Here is a 12,664-nt window from a genome sequence, read left to right on the forward strand (position 1 = left end):
TCCAGTCCGCTAGGGGAGCAGATCGGCGTCGACGAGCGCGTGTAGGCGTCCCGGCTGCTAACCTGTGAATATTGTACAACTTCGATATGACCGGGAGTAACGACCATGCGCTTGTTGATCACGGGTGGCACCGGGTTCGTCGGACGACGGTTGATCGAGCGGGCCCTGGTAGCCGGCCATGAGGTGATGGCGGTCTCCCGAGACCCCGAGCGGGCCCGCCAGCGGCTTCCCCATGACGTTCGCATAGGCGACGATGCCACGGATTTCGCATCTTCCTCGCCGGAGGCCATTGTCAATCTGGCCGGCGAACCGATCGCCGACCGGCGCTGGAGCGATCCTCAGAAGACGCGTCTGGTCGAATCGCGGCGCCACGCCACGCGGGATGTCGTTGCGCTGTGCGAGCATCTGGCGCAGCAAGGACAGGCACCGCGGGTGCTCGTTTCCGGTTCGGCCATGGGGTTCTACGGCGATCAGGGCGACCGCGAGGTGACCGAGGAAACCCCGCCCCACGATGAGTTCGCCCATCGCCTGTGTCGGGCCTGGGAAGCGGAAGCCGTCAAGGCCGAAGCGTTCGGGGTGAGAGTCGCCTGCCTGCGCACCGGGTTGGTGCTGGATGCTGGCGGCGGCACGCTGGCCAAGATGATGCCGGCGTTCAAGGCGGGGCTGGGCGGACGTCTCGGCAGCGGGCGGCAGTACATGCCGTGGATCCATCGGGAGGATCTGGTCGGCGCGATCGAATTCCTGCTCGAGGACTCCGCGTTGAGTGGGGCTTTCAACGGCTCTGCGCCCAACCCGGTGACCAATGCCGAATTCACCCGTGCCATGGGGCGCCATCTGCATCGCCCCGCAGCGCTATGCGTTCCCGCACCGCTCCTGAAGCTCGGGCTGGGAGAGATGTCCCGACTGCTACTGACCGGCGCCTGCATGCTGCCGCGACGGTTGCAGGAAGCCGGTTTCACCTTCCGCTATCCCACCCTGGACGAGGCGCTGGCGGCCATCGTTTCCCGCTGAGCGGCGGGTGGCGATTGCCGCTTTCCTGGCAGCGCGTCGCGGGCGCCGACTAGCGTGCATCCTTGTCGACGGTGACGATCACGCGCACCGCATCGAGACGCAGCGTTGCGCTCTCGATGACGGTGTCGAGTGCGTGCCGCTCGTCGCTCATCGCACTTAGCTCATCGTCGCGGATGGCGCCGTTGTGCTGCGACAGTGCCTTGAGTCGCGAGAGTTCCAGGTCCAGCGTTTCCCGCATCTCCCGCTGTGCGCGCTCGACGAGCGTCGGCAACTCGCGTCGTGCTTCTCGCTCCCCCTCTGCCAGCAGTTCCCGGAGCTGATCATGGCGCGATTTCAGCAGCTCCCTGGCAACGCCTTTCTTGACTCGCTGGAGGTTGCGGGAGAGTCCGCTGAACGTGACCTTGTCCGACAGGTTGGTACCGCTCTCGTCGAGCAGAACGCGGATCCCGGTATCCGGCAGGAAGCGTCCCAGCTGCAGTCTGCGCGGCGCCGGGCAGTGGGTGCGATAGATCAGCTCGAGCATCAGTCTGCCGCCGGGGATGCTGGGATGCTTGAGCAGGGCGAGCGCGGTGTTGCCGAGGCTGGAGTCGAGCACGCGCTCCATCACGGTCATGACCAGCGGGTGTTCCCAGGAAAGACGCTGGATATCGTCGCGTGCCAGGGCTCTAGTCCGCGAGTAGGTGACGGTAAATCCCTCGTCGCCCTGGGCCAGACCGGGAAGGCTGTCGATCATGTGTGACCCCGGGGCGAGATGCATCAGCCCATTGCCGAGATCCCGCCCATCGACGCCGAATACATCCAGCGCCTGGTCGACGTAGCGCGGCAGGGCGCTGTCGTTGTCCTGCTCCACGACCGTGCTGATCACCGCGTCGGCCCGCTCGGGGCGGCAGGCATTCCACTCCAGCAGGCGGTTGCGACCGGCTTCGCGCTCGGCGAGGCGGGCGTCGTTGAAGGCGCGAGTCTCCTCGATCAGGGAATCCAGGCCGTTACTCTCTTCATGACCGTCGTCGAGGCTTTCGCGCAGGGCGTCGCCGAAGGCCTCGAGCACGTCACCGCCCGCGGCGTGCGGGGCCTCGAATGCAGCGAGTCCATCCCGGTACCAGCGCAGCAACACCTCGGAGGGGCTGCCGTCGATCACCGGAACATGGATATCGATGGGGTGCAGCTGGCCGATGCGGTCGAGTCGTCCGATGCGTTGCTCGAGGAGATCGGGGTGCCACGGCAGATCGAACATCACCAAGTGGTGGCAGAACTGGAAGTTACGCCCCTCCGAGCCGATCTCCGAGCAGATCAGCAGTTGGCAGCCGCTATCGTCGTCGGCGAAAGCGGCTGCCGCGCGGTCGCGCTCGACCAGACTCATCTCTTCATGGAAGACCGGCGCCTGGATGCCTGCTCGCACTCGCATCGCCTCGGCCAGATTCACCGCGGTCTGACGTTGATGGGCGATCACCAGAACCTTCTGCTGGCTGCCCAGTGTTTCGACCTGGTCGATCAGCCATTCGACCCTGGGGTCGAACTGCCACCATGGCGTGTCAGCGTGGATCGCGTCATCGTGCAGGGCGCGGTATGCCGCTTCGGGATAGAGGCGAGCGTCGTGGGTGCCCAGATCGGCAGCGGTCAGGCGGGCGGCAAAATGGTCATTACCCTCGCGCAGCTCTTGAAACTGGTCACGGTAGGCCGCGGGCATCGGCAGCGACGCGACATGGAGGTGACGCTCGGGGAACCCCCCGACATGACGCCGACTGTTGCGGAACATGACGCGGCCGGTGCCATGGCGATCCAGTAGCTGTTCGCGGAGCTGGCGTCGGGCGCTCTGCTGCTGATCGATATCGCTTTCGGGATTCAGCAACGTTTCGAGCAGCGCGCGGCTGTCGCCGTCGTCGATGATGGCGCCGATGCGATCGCGTGCGGCGGCGTCTCCCGGTAGCTGCTCGAGGGCCTCGATCGCCGCCGCCACGGCCGTGTAACCAGCCTCCTCTTCACGGAAACGCTCCAGATCGTGATAGCGGTCTGGGTCGAGCAGACGCAGTCGGGCGAAATGGCTCTCCAGCCCCATCTGTTCCGGCGTCGCGGTCAGCAGCAGAAGGCCCGCGATACGCGCCGAGAACCTCTCGATGCAGGCATACCCCGGCCCTTCCGCCTGCGGCGACCAGTCGAGATGATGCGCCTCGTCGACGATCAGCAGGTCCCACTGGCACTCCTCGACCTGGCGTTGCCGGTGGGGGTTGGCGAACAGCCACTCCTGGCTGGCCAGGATGCACTGGCCGCTCTCGAACGGGTTCTCTTCGTCGAACGCCTCGCTCTGGGCTTCGTCGAGCAGGGTGACCGACAGCGAGAAGCGGCGCAGCAATTCGATCAACCACTGATGCGTCAGGCTGGAGGGCACCAGGATCAGGGCGCGATCGACGCGACCGGTCAACAGCAGGCGATGCAGGATCAAGCCCGCTTCGATGGTCTTGCCCAACCCGACCTCGTCGGCGAGCAGCACCCGCGGCGCGTGACGCCGTGACACCTCGTCGGCGATATACAACTGGTGCGGGATCAGATCGATACGGGGCCCCGCGAGCCCCAGCGCCGGACTGCGAGCGATGCGCTGGTGGTGATGCAGCGAGCGGTAGCGCAATTCGAACCAGTCGTTGCGATCGACCTGCCCGGTCAGCAGGCGGTCCTGGGCCTGGTGGAAACGCATGCTGTCGGAGAGCTTGGCTTCGCTGAGCGAGACGGTCTCGCCGTCGTCGTTCTGACCATGATAGATCACGCACCCATCGCGCTCCTCGATGCGCTCGACGGCCAGTTGTCCGCCGTCGGCGGTATCGATGCGATCGCCAGGCCCGAATACGACGCGGGTCAGGGGGGCTTGGCGGGCGCTGTAGGTGCGGGTTTCCTGACTGGCGGTGAACAGCACGGTAACGCTGCGTGCATCGACGGTTAGGATGGTGCCGAGTCCGAGCTCGGTTTCGCCGTCGCTGATCCAACGCTGGCCGGGAGAGAAATCGCTCATGGTGCCTCGGTCGTGTGTACGCTGCGGGAACGGATCGAATGGGCGACGCATTCTAGCCTAAACCGGGGGCGGCCTTAAGCACTGAAGGGTTCGGCATGCCCGGTCAACGGCGTTACACTGCGCCGGCGTCCATTCCGGGGCTAGAGGAGAAGGCATGGCGGGGACAAGTCAACGGGACGGCCTGCGGCGAATGGCCATCGCTAGCCAGGCGACGGGCTTCATCCTGATCATCACGCTGGAAACCGTGCTGGGGGATGAGGCGAGACCGTGGCAGGGCGTGACACTTGCCGCCATGCTGGTGGCTGCCGGCTGGCTGGCGCTGGTGAGGCGCTATCGGCGCAACAAGGAACGTCGCCGGCAGGGGATGCGCGACGACGTCTGAGCGAGTCTCGTCAGCGGCCAGGCGGGAAGGCGAGGCCGGCTGCGGCAGCGGTTTACATCGGAGGCACGGTACCATCGAGCCCGACGATGACCACTTTGGCCTCGATCGGATCCTGGGTGATGTCTCCGGCGACGAAGACCGCCGCATCCTGCTTGAGATCGTCCCTGGAGCCCTTGCTGACCTTCACGGTGGGAACATCGCTCGGCACGCGGATCTGCTTGCTGCCATCGCCATAGTCGACGGTCAGCGTCATCATGCCGTCTTCGTCGGCGGCACGGTTCACGGTGCCATTGGTCATGGTCGAGCCGCTGGAGGTTCCACCCATCTTGTCACCACCGTCGGTGGAACTGACGGTGCCATTGGTCATGGTCGAGCCACTGCCGCTGCCGCCCAGTTTTTCACCGCCGGATCCGCCCTCGGTGGCGCCACGTGGCATGTCCCAGGGGTAGTCGCCCTCGCCGGTGCCTTTCATCGATTCCGGGAAGATCACCATCTCCAGCGCTTTCGCCGGCTGCCCATCCTCGCCGGGCATATTGGCGGTGCCGATGAACGTTCCCTCTTCTATTTCGTCGAGGCTGCTCTTGCTGACGGCGGCGAGTCGGGTGTCGTCGCCGATTGTCACCCGGTGACTGCTGCCATCGGTGAGGGACTCGACGGTGATGCCGTCGTCGTCGACGGCCGTGATGGTGCCGCGCAGATGGTTGGGGGTGTCCTGCGCTGCGAGGGCACTGGCGGCGAAACAGCCGACGGTCAGGCCGAACAGCGCCATGCGAAGCGTGCGAGTGGCGTGGATAGCTGGCATGAGAATCCTTCTCCTTGCGAATCGTGGGGCGGCCATCGGGCTAATTTTTCTGAGAAAGCCGCTATCTCGAGTTCAGTCGATCGTGCGAGATTGTCAAGCATCGCCCCCGGCGGGGCACGATGGTATCGCCGCCCTCAGATGCCGGCATACCAGGTGTAGCCTCGGTCCTCCCAGTAGCCGCCCGCGCCTCCCGCGATGGACTCGAAGCTTTCGACCAACGTGATCGAGGAGAGATACTTCGCCATCTTGTACCCTAGCTGGCGCTCCGCGCGCAGTCGCAGCGGTGCGCCGTTGGCGATGGGTAGCGGCTCGTCGTTGAGCGAGTAGGCAAGTATCGTCTGCGGATGACGCGCCTCGCTCAGATCCAGGCTCTCGTAGTAATAGTCCTCGCCGCCCAACTGATCCATGCAGTGGAAGACCACGTAGCGGGCCCGAGGCCCGACGCCGGCGCGGTCGAGCAGGTCGGCCAGCGCCGGGCCGCGCCACTGGCCGATGGCGCTCCAGCCCTCGACGCAGTCGTGGCGCGTGATCTGGGTCCTGGCCGGTAGCGCCTGCAGCGCGTCCAGCGATAGCGACAGCGGGTTGTCTACCATGCCGCCGATCTCCAGGCGCCAGTCGCGAAACCGGTTGGCGGCAAGTTCCCGATAGCGTGGTGCCTGCGGGTCGGTGGAGCCGTTGGGGCGAAAGGTCTCGTCGATCATCGAGGCCGGGTACTCCGGCGCCAGGCCGCGCTCCCCGGCCAGGAAGCGTTGCACGCGCAGGTTCAGCCGCTCGGCCAGACCCAGGGTTTCCACCACGCGGTCGTTACCTGACAGTCGATCGCAGCCGGCCAGCCCTAGCGTGGCGGCGCCCAACGTCATCCGCTGCAGGAAGCGCCTTCGCGGCAGCCCGCGGGAGCCGGTATCACGGTGTTTCATGACGATCTCCTCGGACCGTGTCGGTGGCGCCGGATTGACGCCTGCCACCGGTGACCATGTCGCGGACCTGGCGAATCGGGCCGCTGAGTATCACCATCAGCAGGTGGATCGCCACGAACGCCACCAGCGAGCCGGCGACGATGAAGTGGATCGAGCGTGCGCTCTGGCGGCCACCGAAGAGATCGAGCAGCCAGGGAGCGGCAGCGTTGAGAGTGGGCGACATGCACAGGCCGGTCAGGATCATCAGCGGCAGGGCGACGAACAGCACACCGAGATAGCTGAGTTTCTGCAGCCCGTTGTAGTGCCCGTGAGCCGTATGGAAGCGCAGGCGGAGATGATCGAGGATATCGCGGCCCAGGCCGCGCCACTGCGCCGCCGGTAGCCAGAGATCCCGTTTAAGGTGGCCGCTGAACAGGGCGTAGAGAGCGAAGATCGCGCCAGCGCCGGCGAATAGCCAGGCAAAGAAGAAATGCCAGAGTCGTCCCATGGTCAGGTACTGATAGCTCGGCAGGGTCAGCCAGGCGGGGAATCCGCGCACGCTGGCCTGATCGCCGTGGCCGGAGTAGCCGAGCACGCCGGTGGTATCGAAGACCCAGGGACCGAGTGCGGTCTGGCCCTGGATCTCGCCGCCGGCACCGCGGATGGCGTACATCTCCAGCCAGGGGTCGGAGAAATCCGAAGCACTGCCCCAGTAGAGGGCAGGGTGAGCGTTGAATATCTGCAAGCCGCTCATCAGCAGTACGATCAGGCACCAAAGGTTGAACCAGTGCCAGAGCCGGACCGGAAGTCGATGGCGCCGATCCCGGTGCGGCCGGCGTGCGGTATCGTGCGTCATGACATCGTATCCTCGAGGTCGACGGTGCTGGCGCCTGCCATGGTGTGCCGACAGGCGGGACGTTCCAAGATGACCGCTGCGGTGGCGCGGCTCGCTATGCTTAGCTACTCACCCTCTCATCTTTAGGACAATCGCGTTGCGGCTGCGAGGCGTTGGCAGCCCGGCGGCTATTGGGATTCGAGAACCGGCGAGCACTGGTCGAGCGTCTTGTCCAGCTCGGGGGGGCGGCTATCTTCGTCATCGCCTGGATCGTAGTTGCGTTGCATCTTGCGGACCTCCGCTGCGGAAAAACGCGCCTGCAGGGCCTTGGTGGCGCATTCGCAGTAGCGCTCGACCTTGGGTCCCTCGATGCCACTGGCGGTGATGTTGGCGCGGCACTGCGCCTGGGACGCCTCGATGGCTTTCGCCGGCCAGGGGGGCGGTGCCTCGCTATCCTGTGCGCTGACGTGCGTGGCGCTGGCCAAGGCAAGACAGAGCGCGATAATGGTGGTGCGAAGCCATGTGAACATGAGGATTCTCCTGGCGGGTAGGCCGGTGGCGGACGGGCCCCCTGGCAAGCGCTGGTGGCGAGAGGTGAAGATTCTGCCCGATGCGCGGCGCCTCAAGGCGCCGGCTCTGTCGACTCTGCCCGTGCTACCCGAGCTGGAATGCCTTGATTCGCTCCAGCCAGTTTCCGGCATCACTCTCCTGTATCACTTTAGGGAGTGTAGACGCGCTTGCCCATGCTTCTTAGGTGGGGCCGGCGGTCGAGGTCAGCGCGAGGCGCGCCCATGTGCCAGGGTGGCGATGCGCGGAGCGTTGCATGACAGTCTGGCGACCAGGCGTAAAAACGCCCGCCAGGCAGGGCCTGAACGGGCGTTTTGCAATACTGCGGTCGGAATAGCAGGATTCGAACCTACGACCTCTGCCTCCCGAAGGCCTGTGGATAATATAACTTGAGATAATCACAGGCTCAAGTGGATAACTCTATCCAATTAAAATCAATGTGTTACGCGAACCCTGCCTTTTCCGGTTGTTGCCGAACTTATCCGGTTTTATCCTCCTCTCAGAACCTATATGGAACCTAGAAACGGCCATGGGGAAAACCACCGAAAAGCTGACTACGCGGGCGCTCGATCGCCTCACGCGCGAGCTGCCGAACGGCGATGAGGTGTGGGATAGCGAGCTGGGAGGCTATCACGTGCGCGCTGGCCAGCGCGGCCTGGCGTTGCGTGTCTCGTACTACAACACGGGAAACACGCGGCGGGTTCTGACGCTCGGCAGGTACGGGGAGCTGACCGCCGCCCAGGCGCGTGAGTCCGCCCGCGAGACACTGGGGATCGTGGCACGTGGTGGCGACCCCCGGCAGGTGTTGGAGGAGGCGAAAGCCCAGGCGGTGTACCGGCAGCAGCAGACGCTGGGCGTCTACCTGCGGGGTGACTACGCCGATCACCAGCGCCGTCGCAAGGATGGCGACGCCACGCTCAGGCGGATCGAGCGCGACTTTCCCGACTGGCTCAACCGTCCGATGGATGGGCTCGAGCGCGGCGACGTCGAGCGCTGGCAATCGAAGATGGAGACCGGCGACCCGGATGTCGAGCCGCCTGTCCGTGGGCTCGCTTATTCGACGCTTTCCCGATCCTACGGGGCGTTGCAGACGCTGCTGAATCACGCCGCTCACCGCGGGGTGATCCCCGCCAATCCGATCAGCGGCGTTCGCCTCCAGAAGCCAGCGCTCACGGAGGAGGATCTCGAGGAGGACGAAGCCCGGCGCTACCTGGAGCCCGACGAAGTTGGCCAGTTCTTCGCAGGCTTGGAAGCGTATCAGGAAGAGAAGCGGCGTCGGCGCCGCAACAGCCGAGCCCACGGCAAAGGCTACCTGCCGGATCTCGACGGCGTCGCCTACGTCGATCACGTCTCGCCCTGGTTGCTCACCATGTACTACACCGGGTTTCGCCCTGGGGATCTGATGGGGCTGCGGTGGCCGCACATCAATTTCGAGTTCGGGACGATTCGCAAGATCATCGAGAAGACGGCGCACCAGACACCGGAGCCGCAGACGTTCCCGTTATCGGATGACGTGCTGGCCGTGTTGAAAGCGTGGTGGGAGCAGCAGGGGAAGCCACGGAGCGGCTATGTGTTCCCGTCGCCGACATCGGGGAAGCGACTGGGCAAGAGTGGCATGCGCGGCCCGTGGAGGAACGTTCGAAAACTGGGTCGGTTGCATGAAGACCTGGCGCTCTACACCTTGCGCCATAACTTCGCGAGTCAGTTGGTGATGGCTGGCGTCGACCTGCTGACGGTGAGCAAGCTGATGGCGCATTCCGATATCCAGACCACCATCAAGTATTACGCTCACCTTCAGCCCGATCACAAGCGTCAAGCGGTGCAGCTCTTCGCTCAGATCGGGCGTGATCGGGACGCCCCTCAGCCGTCATGAGGCAGCGGCAGCACGGTGCATCGCCGCTTCTGCCGTGCTGGCGTAGCTCTCGCTCGACTCCAGCCACTCATACACGTCCGACAGACGATAGCGGACCTGGTGGCCTCGCTTCACGAAGCGCGGCCCGGGGCGGCCCAGCAGCGTACCGGTACCACGCGCCTTTCTCGCCGTCGCCGGCATGGCTGGGATCAGCCGCGGGAACACCACGACATCGGGCAGCTCGATCATCGACGGATCCACGCCCGCTTTGACGCGCGCCAACGCATCGGCGATTGCCTGGTCCGGGTTTGGCTGTGCGCTTCTCATGACGCCTCCTTGTTTCTCGCTCTCCAGCGATTGAATCGATTTTGAATCAGCCGGAACGTCGCGCCGGCCTGCGGGTTGGTATCGGGTTCCGACCGGCTGTCGTCCATTCATGCCGTCACCCGCTTCAACTGGGCGTTATCGGCTGCCAGCCGCCGGCAGCGGCCGTTGAGCGCTTCTCCCAGATCGAGCGCTTCCCGCAGCATGGCGTTGGAGGCCTCGAGCTTCAGCTCGAGGCGTTTGCCCTTATCGAGAGCTTCGCTCAATTGGTCCCGCAGTAGCGCGACTTCCTGGCACCGCTCGTCGTAGCTCTTGCTCATCGCCGTCTCCCCTTGGCCTTGTGGTCGCGGATGCTCTGGCAATCGATGCAGGTGGTGGCCCAGGGCACGGCCTCGCGCCGGCGGGCCGGGATCTCGAACCCGCAATCCTCGCAATCCGGATCCGTGGCCACGCTGCTGGGCAGGCGGTGTCGGGCGAGCGATGCCGCAAGGTGGCGCTCGATGAAGACACCGGCGTTGTCGGCGATATCAGCCATGGTTCAGCTCCTGGCAGTATTGGCTGTCGCGATACGCGCAGCGGTGGTTGGTGACGGCCTGGCGTAGCGCTTCCTCGCTGTCGAAGGCGATGACCAGGGCGTAGCGGTGGCGGGTCTCGCCGGCGTTCGCAGAGAGCACCGCGAGTTCGCCGGCGTCCTGCAAGGTGCCGCGCGGTACTGCCCTGTCGGCGCCGGTCCAGCGGGGTTTGCTCGTCTTCTGGTGAGTCATGTCGGTCTCCTGTCAGATCCCCTCGGGGAAATACTCGGGGATGCCCTGCCTCTCGGGCCGGGCGTGGTTTTCGTGCCGCCGAACGGCGGCCTGGATCATTCGGTGCTCTAGATCGGCGTCTTCCATCTCCTGGCGGACGTGTTCGCTGGCGCGCCACGCTCGATACCGCTGGAGTTGGGCCTCCAACTCCTCCGGGGTGAGTTCTTTCGGCGTCAGCAGGCTCCGAGGGATGAGGCTTTGGCTGGGCCCCGTGCCGGGGTCCGTACAGTTAGTGACACAAGTCCAAGCCGATCCGGCTTCGCCGCGATCGGAACCCCCAACCCCTGAAAACCCGCGCTTGGGCCGAACGTCCCAGCGATACAGGCGGGTGAGGTATTCGGCGGTGCGGCCCTTGTGGTCCTTCACCACCAGGCCCTTGGGCACCTTGATCTCGTCGCCGTAGCGGCCGCGCTCGACGATGCTCCGATTCACCTCGCCGGTGGCGTGGCTGAACTCGTCATCGCTGGTGCCGGTGCGGAAGGCGGGGATCGACCAGGGCTTGATCGGTTGATCCTTGCGCGGCGTGTTCGGCCCACCCATCAGGCGGACGAACTGATCCCAATGGCCGCCCAATGCGGCATCGCGGATCTGGTGCAGCACCCGCGCGATGGAGGCACGAGGCTGGGTGGCTTCTTCCCACGCCTGCAGCTCGTCCTGCTGCTGCTCGGTCAGCCGGCGCACTTCGCGCCAGACGGTGACGCTGGGCAGGCCGAGGAACTGGAACTGACGAATGCCCCAGGTTGCCGCCCACGCCTCGATGCGCGGCGCACTGTCGGCGAGGTCGTGGCCGTAGCTGTCCAGGTGGTCGCCGTCGACGCCGGCTCTGCTGAACTGCTCGCCATTGATGTTCTTGCTGATGTACTTGGCCACGTAGCCGGCGGCGGTGCCGCGCTTCGGATCGATCCGCTCCACCTTGAAGCGGGCGGTCGTGCGCTGGCCGAAGCGGTCGAACAGCTCTTCGGGCGATTCCGCTTCGGCGTAGCTGCGCAGTGTTTCCGTCACGGCGTCGACGTGCTCCGGCTGGGCCCACACCAATAGATGCCAGTGCGGGGTGCCGTCGTGGTGCGGCTCGACCACGCGAATGCCGTAGATACCCAGGCCATCGCGGGCGAGCGACGCGCGCACTTGCGCCCATCGCTTCTGCAGGTGCTGCTGGGCGTCCCGCGGCGTGCTGCCGTCGTATTTCGGGTTGCGCTGGGAGTTGCTGGCCAGCACCGGGTGGAACCGGGATGGCGTGGTCACCGTGAAGAACAGGCCGACGTGGCCCAGGCGCATCGCCTCGACCTCGGTATCGCGGATCCGCAGCATCAGCTCGGCGCGGCGGTGGTCCGGGTTCGCCAGGCCCAGCTCGGCCAGCTCGGCCAGCGTGTAGGTCTGGTCGTTCTGGTTGATCGCCTCGATGGTCTCCAGCAGCGCACGGTTGCGCACCCTCTGGGAGCGGCGACGCTCGACGGTCAGATCGCTGCAGTAGATCCCCGCGCGCTTGTGCACGCGGCGGGCCTCGCGCATGACCTGCTCGATTCGACGGCCGGTGATCCGGCGCAGCTTGCGTCGCCACCACTTGTCGCACCCCAGTCGGGAGACCTGGGCGGCTCGCTGCAGCTTGGGGCTGGGCGGCGTGATACCGTGCACGCGAGCGCGCTCCCGTGCCTGAGCCAGCGCCATTTCGTCGGCGACGGCGATGGTCATGATCGGGGCGCGCTCCCACTGGAACACGGCCATCAGCGGCACGCTCGGTGCCGGCGGCGTCAGCGGGTTGCGGGCCCGTGCGATCAGCGTGGCCATGTGGCGCGCCTGGGCGGAGATCGTCTCGCCTTTCAACCGCGGCAAGCGGCGGGGCGTTGGCAACAGGCCGAGGCGCAGGCGCCGGTTGTGGCTGGCGATGCTGCCGATCAGCTTATTGCGGACCTCTTCCACGCCGATCGCCTGGGCCTTGGCGTAGTCCACCAGGGCATCATCGTCGTGGGTGGCATTGAGCGAGCCCACGATCAGGCGTTTCTCGACATCGGCCAGCCAGACGCACCCGGCCTTCAGGCCCTCGATGGTGGTATTGCCCTGGCGGCGGATCTCGGCAAACGCCCGGCGCAGATCGGCAGCGACGGTCTGGAAGCGGCGGAAAACGTGCTCCGGCTCGATCAGTTCGGCAGCGTGACGTGCCAGCCAGCGGTTGCCGGCAGCATTGCCGTGGCGG

The 12,664-nt window shown here is 65.7% G+C and carries 13 protein-coding genes; 3 read left to right on the forward strand and 10 right to left on the reverse strand.

What is annotated here, in order from left to right; all coding sequences use genetic code 11:
- Positions 1-105 precede the first annotated feature (105 nt).
- Complete coding sequence (locus DOM56_RS18770; RefSeq protein ID WP_110710492.1) at positions 106-1,011, forward strand: TIGR01777 family oxidoreductase; 906 nt, start codon at positions 106-108, stop codon at positions 1,009-1,011.
- A 49-nt stretch (positions 1,012-1,060) separates the two neighbouring features.
- Here the strand turns inward: DOM56_RS18770 and rapA are convergent, their stop codons facing one another.
- Positions 1,061-4,012 carry an RNA polymerase-associated protein RapA gene (gene rapA / locus DOM56_RS18775; protein ID WP_110710493.1) on the reverse strand — a complete coding sequence of 984 codons (2,952 nt, stop codon included), beginning with the start codon at positions 4,010-4,012 and terminating at the stop codon, positions 1,061-1,063.
- A gap of 154 nt (positions 4,013-4,166) precedes the next feature.
- Here rapA and DOM56_RS18780 point away from each other — a divergent pair, with 154 nt between their 5' ends.
- The gene (locus DOM56_RS18780; protein WP_110710494.1) at positions 4,167-4,394 is read left to right on the forward strand and encodes a hypothetical protein; all 228 of its coding nucleotides are present in this window, start codon (positions 4,167-4,169) and stop codon (positions 4,392-4,394) included.
- 52 nt (positions 4,395-4,446) lie between these two features.
- Here DOM56_RS18780 and DOM56_RS18785 read toward each other — a convergent pair whose 3' ends face one another.
- The 4 genes from DOM56_RS18785 to DOM56_RS18800 form a co-directional block, all read right to left on the reverse strand.
- Complete coding sequence (locus tag DOM56_RS18785; RefSeq protein ID WP_110710495.1) at positions 4,447-5,196, reverse strand: metal ABC transporter permease; 750 nt, start codon at positions 5,194-5,196, stop codon at positions 4,447-4,449.
- 134 nt (positions 5,197-5,330) lie between these two features.
- Positions 5,331-6,113 carry a molybdopterin-binding protein gene (locus tag DOM56_RS18790; protein WP_110710496.1) on the reverse strand — a complete coding sequence of 261 codons (783 nt, stop codon included), beginning with the start codon at positions 6,111-6,113 and terminating at the stop codon, positions 5,331-5,333.
- Complete coding sequence (locus tag DOM56_RS18795; protein WP_110710497.1) at positions 6,100-6,948, reverse strand: cytochrome b/b6 domain-containing protein; 849 nt, start codon at positions 6,946-6,948, stop codon at positions 6,100-6,102. Before DOM56_RS18795 ends, DOM56_RS18790 begins: the two co-directional genes overlap by 14 nt.
- Positions 6,949-7,115: 167 nt before the next feature.
- Entirely contained in the window at positions 7,116-7,457 is a 342-nt protein-coding gene (locus DOM56_RS18800; protein ID WP_110710498.1) for a hypothetical protein, read from the reverse strand.
- A gap of 566 nt (positions 7,458-8,023) precedes the next feature.
- Between DOM56_RS18800 and DOM56_RS18805 the strand changes: the two genes are divergently transcribed.
- Positions 8,024-9,367 (forward strand): site-specific integrase, encoded by a 1,344-nt coding sequence (locus tag DOM56_RS18805; protein WP_110710499.1) that lies wholly within the window; start codon positions 8,024-8,026, stop codon positions 9,365-9,367.
- On the opposite strand, the gene DOM56_RS18810 is transcribed toward DOM56_RS18805, so the two are convergent.
- The 5 genes from DOM56_RS18810 to DOM56_RS18830 form a co-directional block, all read right to left on the reverse strand.
- Positions 9,362-9,673 carry a hypothetical protein gene (locus DOM56_RS18810; RefSeq protein ID WP_110710500.1) on the reverse strand — a complete coding sequence of 104 codons (312 nt, stop codon included), beginning with the start codon at positions 9,671-9,673 and terminating at the stop codon, positions 9,362-9,364. The genes DOM56_RS18805 and DOM56_RS18810 overlap by 6 nt on opposite strands.
- A 107-nt stretch (positions 9,674-9,780) precedes the next feature.
- Positions 9,781-9,990, reverse strand: coding sequence for a hypothetical protein (locus tag DOM56_RS18815; protein WP_110710501.1), 210 nt, complete (start codon positions 9,988-9,990; stop codon positions 9,781-9,783).
- Positions 9,987-10,205: a TraR/DksA C4-type zinc finger protein gene (locus tag DOM56_RS18820; protein WP_110710502.1), complete on the reverse strand. Its 219-nt coding sequence runs from the start codon at positions 10,203-10,205 to the stop codon at positions 9,987-9,989. The genes DOM56_RS18815 and DOM56_RS18820 overlap by 4 nt, the downstream gene beginning before the upstream one ends.
- The gene (locus tag DOM56_RS18825) at positions 10,198-10,434 is read right to left on the reverse strand and encodes a hypothetical protein (RefSeq protein ID WP_110710503.1); all 237 of its coding nucleotides are present in this window, start codon (positions 10,432-10,434) and stop codon (positions 10,198-10,200) included. Before DOM56_RS18825 ends, DOM56_RS18820 begins: the two co-directional genes overlap by 8 nt.
- Positions 10,435-10,446: 12 nt before the next feature.
- On the reverse strand, positions 10,447-12,664 hold a 2,218-nt coding region (locus DOM56_RS18830; protein ID WP_198655840.1), incomplete at its 5' end, for a replication endonuclease.

The organism is Salinicola sp. CR57, from assembly GCF_003206585.1.
Taxonomy (GTDB): domain Bacteria; phylum Pseudomonadota; class Gammaproteobacteria; order Pseudomonadales; family Halomonadaceae; genus Salinicola; species Salinicola lusitanus.

Coding starts and splice junctions, on each gene's coding strand:
- DOM56_RS18770 (WP_110710492.1), top strand. CDS start 106: ATGCGCTTGTTGATCACGGGTGGCACCGGGTTCGTCGGACGACGGTTG.
- rapA (WP_110710493.1), bottom strand. CDS start 4,012: ATGAGCGATTTCTCTCCCGGCCAGCGTTGGATCAGCGACGGCGAAACC.
- DOM56_RS18780 (WP_110710494.1), top strand. CDS start 4,167: ATGGCGGGGACAAGTCAACGGGACGGCCTGCGGCGAATGGCCATCGCT.
- DOM56_RS18785 (WP_110710495.1), bottom strand. CDS start 5,196: ATGCCAGCTATCCACGCCACTCGCACGCTTCGCATGGCGCTGTTCGGC.
- DOM56_RS18790 (WP_110710496.1), bottom strand. CDS start 6,113: ATGAAACACCGTGATACCGGCTCCCGCGGGCTGCCGCGAAGGCGCTTC.
- DOM56_RS18795 (WP_110710497.1), bottom strand. CDS start 6,948: ATGACGCACGATACCGCACGCCGGCCGCACCGGGATCGGCGCCATCGA.
- DOM56_RS18800 (WP_110710498.1), bottom strand. CDS start 7,457: ATGTTCACATGGCTTCGCACCACCATTATCGCGCTCTGTCTTGCCTTG.
- DOM56_RS18805 (WP_110710499.1), top strand. CDS start 8,024: ATGGGGAAAACCACCGAAAAGCTGACTACGCGGGCGCTCGATCGCCTC.
- DOM56_RS18810 (WP_110710500.1), bottom strand. CDS start 9,673: ATGAGAAGCGCACAGCCAAACCCGGACCAGGCAATCGCCGATGCGTTG.
- DOM56_RS18815 (WP_110710501.1), bottom strand. CDS start 9,990: ATGAGCAAGAGCTACGACGAGCGGTGCCAGGAAGTCGCGCTACTGCGG.
- DOM56_RS18820 (WP_110710502.1), bottom strand. CDS start 10,205: ATGGCTGATATCGCCGACAACGCCGGTGTCTTCATCGAGCGCCACCTT.
- DOM56_RS18825 (WP_110710503.1), bottom strand. CDS start 10,434: ATGACTCACCAGAAGACGAGCAAACCCCGCTGGACCGGCGCCGACAGG.